This window comes from Streptomyces sp. NPDC028305 (assembly GCF_055569495.1).
Genome location: NZ_JBVHTN010000004.1, coordinates 339,801 through 359,370, shown reverse-complemented (window position 1 = coordinate 359,370; position 19,570 = coordinate 339,801). Strand labels below are relative to the sequence as shown.

At 69.6% G+C, this 19,570-nt stretch carries 15 protein-coding genes; 4 read left to right on the top strand and 11 right to left on the bottom strand.

The window, feature by feature from the left end:
• Window positions 1-5: 5 nt before the first annotated feature.
• The 6 genes from ACZ4WQ_RS17870 to ACZ4WQ_RS17845 all read right to left on the bottom strand — a co-directional run bounded on the left by ACZ4WQ_RS17870 (window position 6) and on the right by ACZ4WQ_RS17845 (window position 9,042).
• Window positions 6-971 (bottom strand): ABC transporter permease, encoded by a 966-nt coding sequence (locus ACZ4WQ_RS17870; protein WP_311727584.1) that lies wholly within the window; start codon window positions 969-971, stop codon window positions 6-8.
• On the bottom strand, window positions 964-1,890 hold the full coding sequence (locus ACZ4WQ_RS17865) for an ABC transporter permease (RefSeq protein WP_311727583.1): 927 nt from the start codon (window positions 1,888-1,890) through the stop codon (window positions 964-966). The genes ACZ4WQ_RS17870 and ACZ4WQ_RS17865 overlap by 8 nt, the downstream gene beginning before the upstream one ends.
• 158 nt (window positions 1,891-2,048) lie before the next feature.
• Complete coding sequence (locus tag ACZ4WQ_RS17860; RefSeq protein ID WP_311727582.1) at window positions 2,049-3,695, bottom strand: peptide ABC transporter substrate-binding protein; 1,647 nt, start codon at window positions 3,693-3,695, stop codon at window positions 2,049-2,051.
• A 518-nt stretch (window positions 3,696-4,213) separates the two neighbouring features.
• A complete protein-coding gene (gene typA, locus ACZ4WQ_RS17855) occupies window positions 4,214-6,109 on the bottom strand; it encodes a translational GTPase TypA (protein ID WP_311727581.1) in 1,896 nt (631 codons plus the stop codon).
• A 146-nt stretch (window positions 6,110-6,255) separates the two neighbouring features.
• Window positions 6,256-6,918 (bottom strand): hypothetical protein, encoded by a 663-nt coding sequence (locus ACZ4WQ_RS17850; RefSeq protein ID WP_361183411.1) that lies wholly within the window; start codon window positions 6,916-6,918, stop codon window positions 6,256-6,258.
• Between the two features lie 93 nt (window positions 6,919-7,011).
• Window positions 7,012-9,042 carry an ABC transporter family substrate-binding protein gene (locus ACZ4WQ_RS17845; protein WP_385345458.1) on the bottom strand — a complete coding sequence of 677 codons (2,031 nt, stop codon included), beginning with the start codon at window positions 9,040-9,042 and terminating at the stop codon, window positions 7,012-7,014.
• Between the two features lie 321 nt (window positions 9,043-9,363).
• Here ACZ4WQ_RS17845 and ACZ4WQ_RS17840 point away from each other — a divergent pair, with 321 nt between their 5' ends.
• From ACZ4WQ_RS17840 to ACZ4WQ_RS17825, 4 genes are all read left to right on the top strand, one after another.
• Entirely contained in the window at window positions 9,364-9,648 is a 285-nt protein-coding gene (locus tag ACZ4WQ_RS17840) for a hypothetical protein (RefSeq protein ID WP_311727578.1), read from the top strand.
• 141 nt (window positions 9,649-9,789) lie between these two features.
• A complete protein-coding gene (locus tag ACZ4WQ_RS17835; protein ID WP_358845222.1) occupies window positions 9,790-10,635 on the top strand; it encodes a hypothetical protein in 846 nt (281 codons plus the stop codon).
• A 17-nt stretch (window positions 10,636-10,652) separates the two neighbouring features.
• Entirely contained in the window at window positions 10,653-12,614 is a 1,962-nt protein-coding gene (locus ACZ4WQ_RS17830) for a fumarate reductase/succinate dehydrogenase flavoprotein subunit (RefSeq protein WP_358845223.1), read from the top strand.
• Window positions 12,611-13,384, top strand: a complete 774-nt coding sequence (locus tag ACZ4WQ_RS17825) for a succinate dehydrogenase/fumarate reductase iron-sulfur subunit (RefSeq protein WP_385345461.1) — start codon at window positions 12,611-12,613, stop codon at window positions 13,382-13,384. The genes ACZ4WQ_RS17830 and ACZ4WQ_RS17825 overlap by 4 nt, the downstream gene beginning before the upstream one ends.
• Window positions 13,385-13,417: 33 nt before the next feature.
• On the opposite strand, the gene ACZ4WQ_RS17820 is transcribed toward ACZ4WQ_RS17825, so the two are convergent.
• From ACZ4WQ_RS17820 to ACZ4WQ_RS17800, 5 genes are all read right to left on the bottom strand, one after another.
• The gene (locus tag ACZ4WQ_RS17820) at window positions 13,418-16,192 is read right to left on the bottom strand and encodes a SpoIIE family protein phosphatase (protein ID WP_311727574.1); all 2,775 of its coding nucleotides are present in this window, start codon (window positions 16,190-16,192) and stop codon (window positions 13,418-13,420) included.
• Window positions 16,193-16,361: 169 nt separating this feature from the next.
• Window positions 16,362-16,817 (bottom strand): ATP-binding protein, encoded by a 456-nt coding sequence (locus tag ACZ4WQ_RS17815; protein ID WP_311727573.1) that lies wholly within the window; start codon window positions 16,815-16,817, stop codon window positions 16,362-16,364.
• A gap of 138 nt (window positions 16,818-16,955) precedes the next feature.
• Entirely contained in the window at window positions 16,956-17,348 is a 393-nt protein-coding gene (locus ACZ4WQ_RS17810) for a (deoxy)nucleoside triphosphate pyrophosphohydrolase (RefSeq protein WP_311727572.1), read from the bottom strand.
• Window positions 17,349-17,407: 59 nt separating this feature from the next.
• Window positions 17,408-17,593, bottom strand: a complete 186-nt coding sequence (locus tag ACZ4WQ_RS17805) for an SPOR domain-containing protein (RefSeq protein ID WP_352129668.1) — start codon at window positions 17,591-17,593, stop codon at window positions 17,408-17,410.
• Between the two features lie 220 nt (window positions 17,594-17,813).
• Window positions 17,814-19,487, bottom strand: a complete 1,674-nt coding sequence (locus tag ACZ4WQ_RS17800; RefSeq protein ID WP_311727570.1) for an APC family permease — start codon at window positions 19,485-19,487, stop codon at window positions 17,814-17,816.
• Window positions 19,488-19,570: the final 83 nt, after the last annotated feature.

The window sequence follows — 19,570 nt, the reverse complement described above, 5'->3', positions numbered from 1 at the left end:
CCTCCTCAGCGCAGCTTGGGGTCGAGGGCGTCGCGCACCGCGTCGCCGAGCATGATGAACGCGAAGACGGTGAGGCTCAGCATCCCCGCCGGGAACAGCATCACATGCGGATTGTCCCGGATGGCGTCCTTGGCCGAGGAGATGTCGACACCCCAGGAGACCGTCGGGTCGGCGAGGCCCAGGCCCAGGTAGGACAGCGTGGCCTCGGCGGAGATGTACGCACCGAGGGCGATCGTCGCGACGACGATCGTCGGGGCGATCGCGTTCGGCAGCACATGGCGCAGCAGGATCCTGGGCGTACCGGCGCCGAGGGCGCGCGCCGCCACCACGTAGTCCGCCTGCTTGGCCGTGATCACCGAGCTGCGCGTCACCCGCGCGATGGTGGTCCAGCCGAGGAACGCCAGGGCGCCGACGACGACATACACCTTGCGCTCGGTGAAGGCGTTCATCACGACCATGGTGCCGAGCAGGAACGGCAGGCCGAAGAAGATGTCGGTGATCCGGGAGATGATCGTGTCGATCCAGCCGCCGAAGTAGCCGGCCAGCATGCCGAGCAGCCCGCCGACGATCGTCACCACGAGGGTGGTGCCGAGGCCGACCAGGACCGAGGCTCGGGTGCCGTAGATGACACGCGCGTAGATGGAGCGTCCCTGGCCGTCGTAGCCGAACCAGTCGGCCTGGAAGAAGTGGGTCAGCTCCGGCTTGGTCAGGAAGTGGTTGGTCAGGTCGCCGTCGCGCGGGTCGGCGCCGGTGAACAGCCCCGGGAAGGCGGCGATGGCGATCAGCAGCACCAGCAGGACCGCCGAGATCCAGAACATGGGCCGGTGGCGCAGTTCGTACCAGGCGTCGCCCCACAGGGAGCGCGGCTTGCCCTGGGGGGCGGGTCCGGCGGCCGGGGCCGCGGCCGGCTCGGCCGGCGGGGCCACCGCGTCGATCGCCGTCTCGGTCTTGGTCTCGGTCACGTCAGGCATAACGGATCCTCGGGTCCAGGACCGCGTACAGCAGGTCGACCAGCAGGTTGATCAGCAGGATGATGAGAACGAGGACCGTGACGATGCCGACGATCGTGACGCCCTCACGCTGTACGAGCGCGGTGTACAGCAGGTTTCCGACACCCTGGACGTTGAAGATGCCCTCGGTCACGACCGCGCCGCCGACGAGGCTGCCCACGTCGGTGCCGAGGAAGGTGATCACCGGGATGAGCGAGTTGCGCAGCAGGTGGACGCCGACGATGCGGCGGCGCGGCAGGCCCTTGGCGAGCGCGGTGCGCATGTAGTCGGCGCGCAGGTTCTCCGCGAAGGTGGTGCGGGTCAGCCGGGCCACATACGCCATGGACAGCATCCCGAGGACGAAGCCCGGGAGCAGCAGTTGCTCCAGGCTGGTGGAGTCCTGGACGTTGGGCGGCAGCCACTGGAGTTCGTCCGCGAAGAGGAACCGGGCGAGGTAACCGAGGACGAACACCGGCATCGCGATGACGATGAGCGTGAAGATCAGCACGCCGGTGTCGACGGCCTTGCCGGCCTTGAGCCCGGCCCAGGCGCCGAGCCCGATGCCGACGATCATCTCGATGGTGAGGGCCACCGCCGCGAGGCGGAGGGTCACCGGGAACGCCTGGGTGATCTCGTCGAGGACGGGGCGGCCGCCGAACGTCTCGCCGAAGTCACCCTTGAACAGGTTGACCATGTAGTCGACGTACTGCTGCCACAGGGGCTTGTCCAGCCCGAACTTGTGGCGCAGCTGCACGACCTGCGCGGGGTCCGCCGCCTTGTCGCCCCACATCGCCCTGATGGGGTCGCCGGGGAGGACGTGGATCATGAGAAAAATCAACAGAGTCGTCCCGATGAACACCGGGATCATCTGGAGCAGTCGTCTGAGGACGTAGCGCCCCATTATGCCTCCATGCCGTTGGGGGGCGGCGAAGGCCTCGTCTCGTCTCGTCTACAGCCACCGGGTGGGGGGACAAGTGGCGGGGCCTTGACGCCTGCGAGCCGGTGCCGCCGCTCCCCGGGGTGAGGGGGAGCGGCGACACCGGCAGGCGGTCCCGATGCTTACTTCTTCTTCACCTGAACGTCGGTGAAGATGGGGTCACCGTCCTGGCCGTACGGGATCTTCCCGAGGACGTTCTTGGACTGGCCGCTGTTGACCTTGTAGAACCACAGCGGGATCGCCGGCATGTCCTTGGCGAGGAGCTGCTCCGCCTGCTGGTACAGCTTCACCGTCTCGTCGAGCGTCGGGGCCTCGTCGGCCTTCTTGCTCAGCTTGTCGAACTCCTTGTTGGAGTAGCCGCTGGTGTTACCGGCGGAGGTGGTGCCGTACAGGTCACGCATGAAGTTGGAGTTGACCGGGTAGTCGAGCACCCAGCCACCGCGGTACATCGACTTGACCTGGTGCTTGTCACGGGCGTTCAGGTCGGTCTGGAAGTCCGGCTTGGAGTCGCCCACGCACTCGATGTCGAGGGCCTTGCGGATGCTGTTGCAGACCGCGTCCACCCACTCCTTGTGCGGCTGGTCGGCGTTGTACTGGATGGAGATCTTGTTACCCGGGACGCCGCCACCCTCCTTGACCAGCTCCTTGGCCTTCGCCGGGTCGTAGGTGACCTGCTCCTTGAGGGCACCCGGCTTGTAGCCGAGCACGCCGCGGGCGACATAGCTGTCGGCCGGGGTGCGCGAGCCGTGCAGCACGGTCTTGGTGATCGTGTTGCGGTCGATCGCCATCGACAGACCCTGGATGACCTTGGGGTCGATGTCCTTGAACTGCTTGGTGTAGAAGGCCGGGACGATCGACTGGACCGCCGAGTACTCCTGGTCGATCGCGCGGGCACCCAGGTCGCTCTTGTAGTTGGTGAGCGCGGTGGTGGGGATCTGCTCGATCCAGTCGAGGGTGTCGGAGCGCAGCGCGGAGTAGGCGGCGTCGGCGGTGGTGTAGTTGACGAAGTCGATGCCGCCGTTCTTGGGCTTGTCCGGGCCCTGGTAGTCGGCGAACTTCCGGACCTTGATCATCTTCTTGTGGTCCCAGGAGACGAACTTGTAGGGACCGTTGCCGATCGGGTGCTCACCGGCGGCCTTGGGGTCCTTGAAGAACTCCTTGGGCAGCGGGGACCAGACGTCGTAGCCGAGCTTGTAGGCGAAGTACGAGACCGAGCTGGCCAGCTCGATCTTGAACTCGTTGTCGTTGACGACCTTCAGACCGGACATCTTGTCCGACTTGGGGTCACCCTTCGCCGGGTGGACATCCGCGTAACCCTTGATGTCCTGGAACCAGCTCGAGTTGGTCTGGTTGTTCTTGACGTTGGCCGACCAGTTCCACGAGTCCACGTAGGACTGGGCGGTCACGGCCTCGCCGTTGTGGAACTTCCAGCCCGGCTTGAGCTTGACGGTCCAGACCGAGGAGTCCTTGTTCGGGGTGACGGACTCGGCGTTGACGTAGGTCAGCTTGCCGGTGCCCGGCTCATAGCCCACCAGCTGGGAGAAGACCGAGCGGATGACGCGGCTGCCCTGGCTCTCCTTGGCATTCGCCGGCTGAAGCGGGTTCTGCGGCTCGCTCAGCTGGGCGGTCAGGATCCCGTTCGGGTCCGCCGTCCCCTTGTTCATGTCCTTGCTGCCGCTGTCCTTGTCGTCGCCGCCACCACAGGCGGTTGCGGCCAGCGCCACAACCGCGGCCATCGCGACCCACTTGGCGCTCATCGCACCGCGCATGGGTAAGCCTCCTCAGGAGTCCACTGTCACTACGAAAAAAGGGGCCGCCGGAGACACGCTGACACCCCTGACAGCGAAAGGGACCGGAACCCCCCGTGTGCTCGTAGGCCGGCGCTCCCCACAGCGCGTGACCCATCGACCCGAGCCCAACGGACCCAATAATTGAGCACGGCAGTCCCGTTAACCACACTTTAAGGGTCTCGCTTTGGTCACGAGATCTACGCGCGGAGCTTCGAAATCCGGACAAAACTGCCGCAGACAGACACACGCGAAACGGACTGTTAACACATCATGCGGAGCGCATTCACCGATAATCGGACACTGGTTGTCGGATAAGAGCTTGACTGGCAAGTTGCTGACATGGCAGCGGCCCGGACCCCGACCAAAGAGGCCGAGAGTCCGGGCCGCCGAATAGCGCAGACGCCATACCGGCCGATTACGTAGGGTAATCGGCCGGTATTGTTTTCGATATTGCGTTTACGGGCGGTCGCGCGCGGCGTTACCGCCTCGCGCAGGCCTTACCGCTTCGCGCGGGCGGCGGTCCGGGCGCGGTCCTTCTGGTCCAGCACCACCTTGCGGATACGGGCCGTCTCCGGGGTCACCTCGACGCACTCGTCGTCGCGGCAGAACTCCAGGGACTGCTCCAGCGACAGCTGCCGCGGCGGGACCAGGGACTCGGTCACATCCGCCGTCGAGGACCGCATGTTGGTGAGCTTCTTCTCCTTGGTGATGTTCACATCCATGTCGTCGGAGCGGGAGTTCTCCCCGACGATCATGCCCTCGTACACCTCGGTGCCCGGGGAGACGAACAGCGTGCCCCGCTCCTGGAGGTTGGTCATCGCGAAGGCGGTCACCGCGCCCGAGCGGTCGGCCACCAGCGAGCCGTTGTTGCGGGTCTTCAGCTCCCCGAACCACGGCTCGTGGCCCTCGTGGATGGAGTGCGCGATACCGGTGCCCCTGGTCTGGGTCAGGAACTCCGTACGGAAGCCGATGAGGCCGCGGGAGGGGACGATGAACTCCATGCGGACCCAGCCGGAGCCGTGGTTGGACATGTTGTCCATCCGGCCCTTGCGGGTGCCCATGAGCTGGGTGACCGCGCCCATGTGCTCCTCGGGCACATCGATGGTGATGCGCTCGATGGGCTCGTGGACCTTGCCGTCGACCTCCCGGGTGACCACCTGCGGCTTGCCGACGGTCAGCTCGAAGCCCTCCCGGCGCATGGTCTCCACCAGGATGGCCAGCGCCAGCTCGCCCCGGCCCTGCACCTCCCAGGCGTCCGGGCGGTCGGTGGGCAGGACGCGCAGCGAGACATTGCCGATCAGCTCGCGCTCCAGGCGGTCCTTGACCAGGCGCGCGGTGACCTTCCGGTCCTTCACGACCGACTTGTCGGCGCCCTTGCCGCCGGGGCCCCGGCCGACCAGCGGCGAGGTGTTGGTCCCGATGGTCATCGAAATGGCCGGCTCGTCGACCGTGATCAGCGGGAGGGCGATCGGGTTCTCGGGGTCGGCCAGGGTCTCGCCGATCATGATCTCCGGGATGCCCGCGACCGCGCAGATGTCGCCGGGACCGGCCACCTCGGCGGGCTTGCGGGTGAGCGCCTCGGTCATGAGCAGCTCGGTGATCCGGACGTTGGAGATCGAGCCGTCCCGCTTGATCCAGGCCACGGTCTGGCCCTTCTTCAGCTCGCCCTGCTCGACGCGGAGCAGCGCGATACGGCCGAGGAAGTTGTCCGCGTCCAGGTTGGTGACATGGGCCTGGAGGGGGGCGCTCGCGTCGTACTCGGGGGCCGGGATGGTCCCCAGGAGGGTGGAGAAGAACGGCTCGAGACTGTCGCTGTCGGCCGGGACGGTGCCGTCCTCCGGCTTGTTCAGCGAGGCCACGCCGTCACGGGCGCAGGCGTAGACGATCGGGAACTCGATCTGCTCCTCGGTCGCGTCCAGGTCCAGGAAGAGGTCGTACGTCTCGTTGACGACCTCGTCGATCCGGGCGTCCGGGCGGTCGGTCTTGTTGATGCACAGGATGACCGGCAGCTTGGCCTGAAGCGCCTTGCGCAGCACGAAGCGGGTCTGCGGCAGCGGGCCCTCGGAGGCGTCCACCAGCAGCACGACCGCGTCGACCATGGACAGGCCGCGCTCGACCTCGCCGCCGAAGTCGGCGTGGCCGGGGGTGTCGATGATGTTGATGGTGACGGGGTCCCCGCCGCCCGCCGGGTGGTACTTGACGGCGGTGTTCTTCGCGAGAATGGTGATGCCTTTCTCGCGCTCCAGGTCATTGGAGTCCATGACCCGGTCGTCGACGTGCTGGTGGGCGGCGAACGCGCCGGCCTGCTTGAGCATGGCATCGACGAGGGTCGTCTTGCCGTGGTCGACGTGGGCGACGATGGCAACGTTACGGATGTCGTGGCGCGTGGGCACTGCGGCGCTTCTCCCGGAATCGTGGATGGCGGCGCGCCCGGTCCGGTACGCCCGCCCGCCGGGCAGATCACGCCACGGCCTCACCCCATGGTACGTGGGCGGGGAGGTAACGGGCGCCCCGCCCACGTACGGCCGGTGGGCCGTGCTCAGGCCCGGGCGCGGTCGCCTTCGCGGCAGCCCAGCCTGGCGGCCTCGCGCGCGCCGCCGCTCGCCTTCTTGTCCAGCTTCTCGCCGCACTCCAAGGAGATCGAAACATTGATCCTCCAGGTCACCACGTGACCGGAGCTGACCGTCTTGTCCCCGCAGGCATAGCGGAAATCGGCCTCGACCAGGTCGAACGCGCGGGCCGTGACATAACGGCCGGGCGCTCCTTCGCCGGAGGAGGAGTCCTTGTCCTTCTCCTGGTCCTTGTCGTACGCGGTCGTTTGCCCGATCCGGTCGGCCAGGGGGACGACCGGCTTGACCTGCCGGGCGAGACTGTGGATCGACTGCTTCTCGGACAGGGTCGCGCCCTGTGTCCGGACAGACACGGTGTAGCGGGCCACCGTCTCAAGGCCACGGGTGCTGACCTTGCCGCCCTTCTCGCTCCGAGTGCCGACCGCCAAGTCGGTCACCACCGGGCGCCGGGAGACGTTCAGCCAGGTGTACGTGCCGTCGGCGCACGCCTTTGGGGCCGCGATGTTCTGCCCTTTGGCCGCAGTGTTCTGGGAGCCGCCGCGGGCGGCCCCATCGGAGCCGCCCGACGTACAGCCCGCGGCCCCTGCCATGATCGCTACGGCCGCGACCCCCGTGGTCAATCCGCGCTTCATATCGTCCTCCCCCGTGTAGCCGGTGTCGTGATCACGCACCATACTTCACGTCGACCGGCCTACAGGAAAAGGGAGTTGAGACAGCCCTGAGGGTTACTTCCGGAAGCCGATGTCCTGGTAGCGCGGGGTGGCGAAGCCGAAGGCGCCCGCGTTGACGACCTTCTTCCCGGCCGCGACCAGCTGCGGGCGCTGGTAGAGCGGGATCGACCCGGCCGCCGCCCAGATCCGCGCGTCCGCGCGGCTGACCAGGGCCCGGGCGGAGCCGGCGTCCAGCTCGGCGACCGCCTGGTCGAACAACTGGTCGATCTGGTCCGTGCCGACCCGGGTGTAGTTCTGCTCGACGACCAGCGAGCCGTCGGTGGCGGGCTGCGGCTTGGCGTAGATCGGGCGGCCGTCCGTGGCGGGGTAGGCGCTGGCGGGCCAGGAGTAGAGGGCGAGGTCGTAGTTGCCCGAGGCGATGTGGTCCTTGAAGTAGCCGCTGCCCGAGACCTTGGTGATCCGGGTGCGCACCCCGATCGCCTCCAGCATCCGCGCGATGCGCCGGCTGACCGTGCCCAGCGGGGCGGTGCCGGAGCCGGTCGGCACCACGAAGCGCAGCTCCAGCGGCCGGCCGTTCTTGCGTACGACCGCCGCGGCGGCGCGCCCGGTCTTGCCCGAGCGGCCCGCGTCGCCCGCGTCGGGGCCCGCCCCGCGGCCGCCGTCCCGCGCCTTGTCGTGGCCCTGGTCGTCCGTCCCGGCGCCGAGCGCCTTCCGCCGTTCCGAGGCGGACGCGGCGCGCCAGCCCGCGTCGGCGAGCAGGGACTGGGCGGCGTGGGTGTCCTGGCCGCCGATGGCGCCGCTGTGGTCCTTGTAGCCCTGCTGGCCTGCCATCAGCAGATGGTTGCCGAGCGGCTTGTCCGGCAGGCCCATGGGGGCCAGCACCAGCCGTGCGAGGGCCTTGCGGTCGATCGCGCGGGCCACCGCGCGGCGCACCCGCTCGTCGGCGAGCGGGCCCTTGGTGCCGTTCAGGGCGAGCTGGGTGTACGCGGGCTCCAGGGCCTTGCGCACGGTGAACCTGCGCAGGGCCGCCGCCTCGGCCCGCGCCTTCTTCGAGCCGTTCTCCTCGGCCCAGGCGCGCATCGAGTCGGCCGCGTCCCGGCCGTCCGCCGCCAGGTCGGCCGGGTCCTCCCGCGGGGGCTGGTCCTGGGCCGCTCCGTGCTGGGCCGAGGGCTCGGCCGCGGCCTGCTTCTCCTTCTTCCCGTCCTTCTTCTTCGGCGTCTCGCCCACGTCCTGGATCCGCTCGGCCGTCGCCCGGTCGACCTCGGCCAGATCGACCTGCCCGGCCAGCAGCGCGGCCGCCCGCTCCTTGGCCGGCACGGTCTTGAAGACCAGCTTGTCGAGCCGGGCCCGATCGCCCCACCAGCGGGGGTTGCGCACCAGCGTGACGTTCTTGGTGCCGCCGGTGTTGCTGCGCATCATGAACGGGCCGGCGCTGACCGCCAGGCCCCGGCGCCTGCCGTCGTTGAAGGCGGCCGCGGTGCTCATCACGCTCTTCGGGTAGAGCGGAGTGAACAGCGAGCGCCAGTCCGCGTACGGCTTGGCGAAGGTCACCTCGACCTCGTGCTCCCCGTCACCGCGCGCGACCTTGGCGATGCGGTCGTACCCGGCGTTGCGGGCCGTCCAGTACGCGCCGTCCGCGCCGCGCAGCGCCTTCCACTGGGCGACGAAGTCCTCGGCGCCGATCGGGCGCCCGTCGCTCCAGACCGCCTCGGGGGTGAGCTTGTAGCGCACGACCTGCTTGGGCTCGCGGTCCACCACGTCGGCGGCCTCGAGGTAGTCGGGGTTGCGCTGCGGGCTGCCCCGGCCGTCCAGGGTGAACAGGGACGGCAGCACGGCGCCGGCGATCCGCTGGGTGCCGCTGTCGGCGTTGGTCTGGAAGACGTTGAACGTCCCGGGTGCCGCGTCCAGGGCCCAGCGCAGCGTCCCGGTGCCGGCCACCTTGTCGCGGGCGGCCGGGGCCACGTCCCGCCGGGCGGCGGTGGGCGAGCTGTCGTCATCACTGGAGCTGCATCCGCTCACCCAGGGCAGCGGCAGCAGCACTCCCGCGGCGAACAGCGCGACGCGGCGGCGCTTGGCGATGGACATGACGCGTACCTCCGGTGGGCCTGAGCGCCCGGATGGACCGGGTGAGCCGGGATTATGCACATTTGGCATATTGTGACACTCATCGCATATACTCCTCACTCAAAGCGACGGTTCAGGGAACAGCACGCCGAGACGGCCATGGAGGGGAAAGGATCACTCGTCCGGGTCAATCCGGTGGGCGCACGCCCCCGCGCGCGAGGGGGCGATCGCCCCGGTGGCTCCGCGAATCGCGACAGATCCCTTCCCAACCGTGACCATGACGCGCAACACTCGCTGTCGCATGAGCGTCGCCAACCGCAACCGCGGAAGTGAGGGCTAGCCATGTCCTTGAACGACGACTTGACGGCCGTCCAACGCTGTCTCGACGACCTGGTCCGTTCCGTCACCCGGCTCGAGCAGTCGGTCGGCACCCAGGGCCTGGAGATACGCCGCGTCCGTACCGACGCGGACCACCTGCGCGAGAGCCTCGCCCTGCTCCGCGAGTCCGCCCCCGGCGAGCGGTCGCGCCCCGAGATGGTGCTGGTTCCCGACGCGCCGTACAACAGTGCGCTCTGGTTGGACGTCGACGACGAGGGACTCGGCGTACGCGACCATCACGCACCCTGAGGCGCGTACGCTGTGTGACCGGTGCGCGACGCGAGGTGACCCGCCGGGCGGGCGCCTACGCCCACCGTCCCGCCGCCCACACCGCGTGAGCGCCGCCCCGCCATCCCATCCCGCCCGCACACACTCCACACGGAGTTCCCTTTGGCCACAGGCACCGACCCCCAGGCCCGTACGACCTCCGGAAAGGACCCCGCCGCGCACGGCGTACACACGCCCTCGCGAGCCGCCGTCCCGGCCCGCCATCTGCGGACCGACCGCTGGTGGCTCGCGCCCGCGGCCACCGCCGCCGGGCTGTTCGCCTTCATCGTCTACTCGACCTGGCGGGCCTTCTCCGGAGACGACTACTACGCCGAGCCGTACGTCTCGCCCTTCTACTCGCCCTGTATCGCGCAGAACTGCGTGCCCATGAAGGGCGGCGCGAACTGGGAGATCTTCGGCGCGTGGTGGGGCCTGTCCCCCGCCCTGCTGATCCTGATCTTCCCGCTGGGCTTCCGGCTGACCTGCTACTACTACCGCAAGGCCTACTACCGGGGCTTCTGGGCCTCGCCCCCGGCCTGCGCGGTCCCCGAGCCCCGCGCCAAGTACACCGGCGAGACCCGCTTCCCGCTGATCCTCCAGAACATCCACCGCTACTTCTTCTACTTCGCGGTGATCGTCGCCGGGATCCTCACCTACGACACGGTGCTCGGCTTCCGCGACGAGCACGGCCGGTGGGGCCACATGGGCCTCGGCACCCTGGTGCTGCTCGTCAACATCGCGCTGATCTGGGCGTACACCGTCTCCTGCCACTCCTGCCGGCACATCGTCGGCGGCCGGCTCAAGCACTTCTCCCGGCACCCGGTGCGCTATCGGCTGTGGGGGTGGGTCAGCAAGCTCAACGCGCGCCATATGCAGCTGGCCTGGGCGTCGCTGGTGAGCGTGGCCGTGGCCGACTTCTATGTCTATCTGCTCGCGAGCGGCGCCTTCGACGACCCGCGCTTTTTCTAGGAGAGGTGCCCAACAACATGACGCAAGTCGAACGGCAGTCGTGGGACGTGGTCGTGGTCGGCGCCGGCGGCGCCGGGCTGCGGGCCGCGATCGAGGCGCGGGAGCAGGGCAAGCGCTGCGCTGTCATCTGCAAGTCGCTCTTCGGCAAGGCCCACACCGTGATGGCCGAGGGCGGCATCGCCGCCAGCATGGGCAATGTCAACGAGGGCGACAACTGGCAGGTGCACTTCCGGGACACCATGCGCGGCGGGAAGTTCCTCAACCACTGGCGGATGGCGGAGCTGCACGCGCAGGAGGCGCCGGACCGGGTCTGGGAGCTGGAGACCTGGGGCGCGCTCTTCGACCGCACCTCCGACGGCAAGATCTCCCAGCGGAACTTCGGCGGCCATGAGTACCCCCGCCTCGCCCATGTCGGGGACCGCACCGGCCTGGAGCTGATCCGCACCCTCCAGCAGAAGATCGTCTCCCTCCAGCAGGAGGACAAGGCCGAGTTCGGCGACTACGAGGCGCGGCTGAAGGTCTTCCAGGAGTGCACGGTCACCCGCGTCCTCAAGGACGAGGCGGGCGAGCGGGTCGCCGGGGTCTTCGGCTACGAGCGCGAGTCCGGCCGCTTCTTCCTCATCGAGGCCCCCGCGGTGGTACTGGCCACCGGCGGCATCGGCAAGTCCTTCAAGGTGACCTCCAACTCCTGGGAGTACACCGGAGACGGCCACGCGCTGGCGCTGCTGGCCGGGGCGCCGCTGGTCAACATGGAGTTCGTGCAGTTCCACCCGACCGGCATGGTCTGGCCGCCCTCGGTCAAGGGCATCCTGGTGACCGAGTCGGTGCGCGGCGACGGCGGGGTGCTGCGCAACAGCGAGGGCAAGCGCTTCATGTTCGACTACATCCCGGATGTGTTCAAGGAGAAGTACGCCCAGACCGAGGACGAGGGCGACCGCTGGTACGAGGACCCGGACCACAACCGCCGCCCGCCCGAGCTGCTCCCGCGCGACGAGGTCGCCCGGGCCATCAACTCCGAGGTCAAGGCGGGCCGGGGCTCCCCGCACGGCGGGGTCTTCCTCGATGTCTCCACCCGGATGCCCGCCGAGGTCATCAAGCGGCGGCTGCCCTCCATGCACCACCAGTTCAAGGAGCTGGCGGACGTCGACATCACCGCCGAGCCCATGGAGGTCGGCCCGACCTGCCACTACGTGATGGGCGGCGTGGACGTCGACCCGGACACCACGGCCGCCACCGGAGTGCCAGGACTGTTCGCCGCGGGCGAGGTCGCGGGCGGGATGCACGGCTCCAACCGGCTGGGCGGCAACTCCCTCTCCGACCTGCTGGTCTTCGGCCGGCGCGCGGGGCTGCACGCGGCCCGGTACGCGGAGGAGGCGGCCGCGGCCGAGCGGCGGCCGGAACCGGACGACGCGCAGATCGACCTGGCCGCGGCCGAGGCGCTGCGCCCGTTCAGCGCCGAGGGCGGCGATCCGCAGCTCGCACCCCCGTCCACGGTTCCGGCCGAGAATCCGTACTCGCTCCACCAGGAGCTCCAGCAGACCATGAACGACCTGGTGGGCATCATCAGGAAGGCCGGCGAGATGCAGGAGGCGCTGCACCGCCTGGCCAATCTGCGGGTGCGGGCGCGGCGCGCCGGGGTGGAGGGGCACCGGCAGTTCAACCCCGGCTGGCACCTGGCCATCGACCTGCGCAACATGCTGCTGGTCAGCGAGTGCGTGGCGCGCGCCGCGCTGGAGCGGACCGAGAGCCGCGGCGGGCACACCCGCGACGACTATCCGGAGATGGACCGCGAGTGGCGGCCGGTCAACCTGGTCTGCCGGCTCTCCGACCCCTCGGGCGGGCTGGCGGCACCGGACGCGCGGCAGGGGCAGATCCGGCTGGAGCGGCGCAACACCCCGCCCATCCGCCCCGATCTGCTGGGCCTGTTCGAGAAGGACGAGCTGGCGAAGTACCTGACGGACGAGGAGCTCACCCAGTGACGGCGTACGAGGCCCACTTCAAGGTGTGGCGGGGCGATGTGGAAGGCGGCGGTCTGAAGGACTTCCACGTCGAGGTCAATGAGGGGGAGGTCGTTCTGGACATCGTCCACCGGATCCAGGCGACCCAGGCCCCGGACCTGGCGGTCCGCTGGAACTGCAAGGCGGGCAAGTGCGGCTCCTGTAGCGCCGAGATCAACGGCCGACCCCGGCTGCTGTGCATGACCCGGATGTCGGTTTTCGGCCGCGACGAGACGCTCACCATCACCCCGCTGCGGGCCTTCCCGGTCGTCCGGGACCTGGTGACGGATGTGTCGTTCAACTACGCCAAGGCGCGCGAGGTGCCGTCCTTCGTGCCGCCCGAGGACCTGGGGCCGGGCGAGTACCGGATGTGGCAGGAGGACGTGGGGCGTTCCCAGGAGTTCCGCAAGTGCATCGAGTGCTTCCTGTGCCAGGACACCTGCCATGTGGTGCGCGACTTCGAGGAGAACAAGGAGGCCTTCGCCGGGCCCCGGTTCCTGATGCGCGTCGCCGAGCTGGACATGCACCCGCTGGACGCGGCGGCCGAGACCGGGCTCGACCGCAAGCGCGCGGCCCAGGAGGAGCACGGCCTGGGCTACTGCAACATCACCAAGTGCTGCACCGAGGTCTGCCCCGAGGGGATCAAGATCACGGACAATGCGCTGATCCCGCTCAAGGAGCGGACGGTGGACCGCAAGTACGACCCGCTGGTGTGGCTGGGCAACAAGATCCGCCGCCGCGATTCGTCCTGATACCGGGCCCGGGTCGGGATGCCGGCCCGGGCTTCACCACATGCTGAGCAGCGCCTCGACCGAGTCCGGGGTGGACGACTGCCCGTTCGGCAGCGCCAGCTCGAACCAGACCGTCTTGCCGTGCGGGGTGCGCCGGCTGCCCCAGCCCGCGCTGAGCATGCCGACCAGCTGGAGCCCGCGCCCGCCCTCGTCGGTGTCGCGGGCGCGCCGGCGCCGGGGCTGGACCAGGCCGCTGTCCCAGACCTCGCAGACCAGCGTGCGGTCCAGCAGCAGGCGCAGCCGGATCTCACCCTCGCCGTACCGCAGGGCGTTGGTGACCAGCTCGCTCACCAGCAGCTCGGTGGTGTCCACCAGTTCGTCCATGCCCCAGGACTCCAGCTGCTCCCGGGCCAGTTCGCGGGCGCGGCCGACCGACTTGGGCTCGCTGGGCAGCTGCCAGTCGCCGACCGACTCCGCCGACAGGCCCTGCATCCTGGCCATGAGCAGGGCGATGTCGTCCTCGCCGTGGTGGGTGTCCAGGGTGGACAGAACGTGGTCGCAGACGTCCTCCAGGGAGCCCGCCACGGCCTTTGCCCCGTCCGAGCCGTCAGGGATGTCCAGGGACGCGCGCAGGGCCTGGAGGCCCTCGTCCAGCGAGTGGTCGCGGGACTCGACCAGGCCGTCGGTGTAGAGGGCGAGCAGCGCGCCGTCGGGGAGTTCGACCTCGATCTCCTCGAACGGCTCGCCGCCGACGCCGAGCGGCATGCCGGGCGGTACGTCCATCAGCAGGGCGGACTCGCCGGGTTCGACGAGGACGGGGGGCGGGTGGCCGGCGTTGGCGAAGGTACAGCGGCGGGTGACCGGGTCGTAGACCGCGTAGACGCAGGTGGCGAGGTAGACCTCGGAGAGGTCGGCGGCTCTGCCGCCGCGGGCGCGCGAGCCGGACCGCCCGCCGCCGTGCGAGCCGCCGGGCGCGCCGAGCCCGCGGGCGATCTCGTCGAGCGCGGAGAGGACCTCGGCGGGCTCCAGGTCGAGCAGCGCCAGCGTCCGTACGGCGGTGCGCAGCTCGCCCATGGCGACGGCGGCGCGCAGGCCGCGGCCCATCACATCGCCGACCACCAGGGCCGTGCGGTGTCCGGGCAGTTCGATGACGTCGAACCAGTCGCCGCCCACCTCGGTCGCCGCGTTGCCCGGCAGATAGCGGCAGGCGATGTCGAGCCCGGCTGCCTCGGGGTCGCCGGGCGGCAGCAGGCTGCGCTGAAGTATCAGCGCGCGCTCGTGCTCCCTGCGGTAGAGGCGGGCGTTGTCGATGGAGACGGCGGCGCGGGCGGCGAGCTCCACGGCGAGGGCGGTGTCCCGCTCGCCGAAGGGCTCGCTGCCCTTGGTGCGGGAGAACTGGGCGAGGCCGACGACCGTGTCGCGCGCGACCATCGGCACCACCAGGGTGGACTGGAGCATCGTGCCCAGTTCGAGGCTCTCGGCGCTGTCGCGGCCGGGGACGACGCGGGCCCGGGCGGTGCGCAGGGCCACGGCGCAGGGCGAGTTGAAGGGGTAGCGGTGCACCTCGCCGACCTGGACGGGCTCGGTGGCCCCGCCCTCTCCGTCGCTACCTGCGCGGTAGCTGTCGCCGAAGGCGACCGGGCCGTCCGAGACGGCGCTGGCGAAGGCGACGCGGCGCAACTCGGCGCTGCCGTCGGCCAGTCCGGGCGGGGTCTCGTCGCCGGAGAGCAGCCCCTGGTAGAGGTCGACGGAGGCCAGGTCGCAGAACTGCGGTACGGCCACGTCCAGCAGCTCGCGCGCGGTGGTCTCCAGGTCGAGGGAGGTGCCTATTCGGGCCCCGGCCTCGTTCAGCAGTGCCAGGTTGCGGCGTACGCCCGCGGCCTCCTGCTCGGCGCGGCGGCGGCCGGTCACATCGGTGGCAAGACCGGCCACGCCGATGGGGCGGCCCGAGCCGCTGTGCAGCCGGTACAGCGAGACCGACCAGCGGCGCCGCTCGGGGTTGCCGGGCACGGTGCCCACGATGGGCATGTCGGTCAGCGACTGCCCGCTGTCGAGCACCTGGCGCAGGGCGGCGGCGAGCCGGTCGGCCTCGCCGCGCGGCAGCAGGTCGTACGCGGAGGCGCCGCGGTACGACTCGGCGGGGCGGCCGAAAACCGTCGCAAACCGCTCATTGACGCGGAGCATGCGCAGATCGGTACCGAAGAGAAAGAAACCGAGCGGAGATTGACCGAAAACGGCCTGCGAGGCGGCGAGGTCGGTCTCCAGCCCGCGCAGGGCCGTCACATCCACGGCGATACACAGGGCGGAGCGCTCACCGTGCTCGGTCTCCGCCGGCATCACATAGACCTCGGCGATGCCATGCCCGTGGGGCGCCCGGGGGTTGTGATACGGGACGAGACCCGTCCACTCTCTGCCGTCGAGGATGTCCGCGACCGTGCGGCGGCTGGCCTCGTGCAGCTCCGGCGGCACGAACGCCTCCACCGGGTCCTTGCCGATGGCCTGTTCGGCGGTCAGCCCGAGGAGCTCGGTGGCGCGCCGGCTCCACTGCGCGATCCGGCCGTCGGGCCCCAGCGAGAACGAGGCGACCCGGATGTAGTCGTAAATCGAGCCGGGCGGGCTGCTCTGCCACACCGTCGGAGCGGACGAAAGAGAGGGTTCGTGCGAACTGGATGACAGTGCTGGCAATCGGGATGGAACGGGCACAAGAGACGAAGAGGGCTTCGCGCGCGAGGCGGACGAATCTGACGATGAGGATGTACGCGAATCCGGCGACATCTGCGAACCAACCGCCTCCTCGGGGATGTCCGCCCCCGCTGGCTTCTCGCTCATGCGCCCGTCCCCTCCGGCTCAGGTGCTCCGACCGGCTCTCAGATAGCGAGTATCCAGCACCTCGGCCATCCGGAGTACGGTCTTCACGATCACAGCACTATCTCAGCCCGCGTTCAGGTTCCGTCCCGGCTTTTTGACAAGCGCTCAAGATCAGTGCTCTCTCACACTCTTAACCGGGCAGAGCCAGCTCGAACCACACCGTTTTCCCAGCGCCGTCCCGCCGGGAGCCCCAGCGCAGCGCGCTGCCAGCCACCAACTGGAGCCCGCGGCCACCCTCATCCTCCAGGGCGGCCACGCGCTCGCGCGGCGGGTCGGCGAGCGGGTCGGAGACCTCGACCAGCAGGACCGGGTCGGCCGCGGCGCGTTCGCGAAGGGCGTACATACGAACGCCGATCGGACCGCTGGCATGCCGCAGCGCATTGGTGACCAACTCGCTCACCAGCAACATTGTCACATCACCAAGCGGCGTCAGACCCCAGCCGTCCAGCGCCTGGCGCACCCGGGAGCGGACCACCCGCACGGCCACGGGGTCGGCGGGGAACACCCACTCGACGAAGCCGGGCCCGCCGGACCCGGAGCCGGGCGCTCCTGAGCTGTCCGTCACGCCGATCACTTCCCCCGACATGTGCAATCCCCGCCGGAATGTGCGGATTCAGGGAGGTTAATCAGTACATACCCGATATCCGGGCCCGGTACCGTCACCGCCCTGAAGGCTTCCGCGACCGCGGGAAGGGGTGGGGTGGGGTGGGGTGGGGGAAAGTCCTCAGGCGCGCAGCCGGCGGATCGCCTCGGCCACCGCCGGGCGGTCCTCGTCCAGCCAGTCGACCTCGTTCACGCGGTCGGGCGGGAGCCAGCGCAGCTCATCGTGGTCCTCCAGCGGGCGCGGCTCGCCGGAGCACAGCTCCGCGGTCCACACCTGGAGGACGTACCCCGGCTTCAGGGTCCACTCGCCGGGCAGCCGCTCCAGCGGCCGTACCTCGACGCCCAGCTCCTCGCGCAGCTCCCGGACAAGGGTCTGCTGCGGGGTCTCGCCCGGCTCGGCCTTGCCGCCGGGCAGCTCCCAGCGGCCGGCGAGCTCGGGCGGGGCGCTGCGCCGCGCGGCCAGCAGCCGCCCCTGGTCGAACACCGCTCCGCCCACCACCACGCGCACCGTCATGTGCCGCACCCTACGGGAGCAAAGGCGCGAGGGGAGGCGTACAGGGGGAGCGGGACGGCTCAGCGGACCTGGCGGGAGGCCTCGGTCCGCTCGACGACGTAGAGCCGCTCCTCGGTCCGCGAATCGAGCCGGTCGGCCACTTCCTGGGCCTCGGTCTTGGTGGCGTAACGGCCGACGCGATAGCGATTGCCGTTGTCGTCCTGGCGGATGACGAGCCATGGCAGGACGGCATTGGTGTCACTCATCGGTCCGCCCCCTCCAATCTGGCGCGCCCCCACGCACGCCTCCGTGACTCCGGTAAGGAATTCCCGATCCGCATATGCCCGAGCCTACGCCCAACCTTCACGCACCGGATACGCCTTCTTACAACGAGGTACTCATCCGGCCACGCGGCCGGTCATCGGCGGTGTGGCCGGTCGAGGTGTCGCCTCGCCGAGGCGACACCCTCGTCCGGACCGCATCGTGTCAGACGCCCGCGGCGGCCTTCTCGCGACGGTCGTCGCCCGCGTCGTCCGTGCCCTCCGCGTTCGCGGTCTCGGCCTCGGCGGCGACCAGCTCCTGCTCGGCCTGCACCAGGGACGGGTTGCGCCATGCGCTGCCCACGCCCCAGGCGTAGAAGAGCAGAGCGATCACGGCCACGATCAGGAAGTCCCAGCCGTCGGCCAGATCGCCGCGGCCGCCGTACTTCTTACTGCCGAGGAACGAGACCAGCGCCATGACCAGCAGGTACGACACCATCCAGGCGCCCCCCATGAGGTGCGGCTTCAGCTCGGCCCACGGCTTGCGCAGCTCGTACCAGGCCCAGATCGGCAGACCGATGGCCATGATCAAGATGACCTTGCCGGTCAGCGGCCAGCGGGCCCAGTACAGGACGAGCGAGCCGAAGACCATCGCGACCGGCGCGACGATCGGCATCGCGCGCAGCTTCACCGGGCGCGGCAGGTTCGGGGAGAGGCGGCGCAGCGACATCACGGCGACCGGGCCGGTGATGTACGAGATGACGGTCGCGACGGAGACGATCTCGGCGAGCGAGCCCCAGCCGCGGAAGACCGCGAGGAACGCGAAGGCGATCACCAGGTTGAGCAGCAGCGCCGGGCGCGGGATGCCGGTCTTGGGGTCGACCCGGCCGAAGATCTTGGGCAGATGGCCGTTCTCCTGCACACCGTGGATCATGCGGGAGGTGGTGGCCGCGTAGATCATGCCGGTGCCGGACGGGGAGATGAAGGCGTCCGCGTACAGCAGCAGCGCCAGCCAGTTCAGGCCCCAGGCGGTGGCCAGGTCGGCGAGCGGGGAGTTGAAGGACAGCTCCTTCCAGCCGCCGTGCGCCAGGTCGGCGGCCGGGACCGCGCCCAGGAAGGCGACCTGGAGGGCGACGTAGATCACCAGCGAGATGAGGATGGAGCTGATGACGGCCTTGGGCAGGGACTTGCCGGGGTTGCGCGCCTCGCCCGCCATGTTGAGCGGGGACTGGAAGCCGTTGTACGCCCAGACGATGCCGGAGACCGCGACGGCGGTGAACACCGAGCTCCAGCCGTTGGGGGTGAAGCCGCCGTTGCCGCTGATGTTGCCGCTGTCGAAGTGGGCCAGCAGCAGAGCGCCCGCGGTCAGCGCCGGGACGACCAGCTTGAAGACGGTGATCGCGGTGTTGGTCTTCGCGAAGAGGGTGATCGCGAACCAGTTGAGGAAGAAGTAGAAGACCAGCAGGACGGAGGCGAGGATGACGCCGGTGCCGGTCAGCTCCTTCCCGTCGTACAGGTGCTTCGCCCAGCCGAAGTCCCAGGAGCTCATGTACTGGATGGAGGCCGTGGCCTCACCCGGGATCACCGAGACGATGGCGATCCAGTTGGCCCAGGCGGCCAGATAGCCGGCGAGCGAGCCGTGCGAGTACTGCCCGTACCGGACCATGCCGCCGGCCTTGGGGAACATCGAGCCGAGTTCGGAGTAGGTCAGCGCGATGGTCAGTGCCACCGCGGCACCGATCACCCACGCGAGAATTGCGGCGGGGCCGGCCAGCGACGCGGCTCGCTCGGCACCGAAGAGCCAGCCGGAGCCAATGATGGAACCGAGGCCGACCGCGGTGAGCGACACCGTTCCGAGCGACCTTTTGTAATGCGAGTGGGAACCTTGTTCAGTGCTCAACGTCCCTGACACTCCCTTCGTCCCCGATAGCTGTACCTGATGCAAACGCGCGTCATCGTACAAGCGAATTGAAGGGGTTCTTC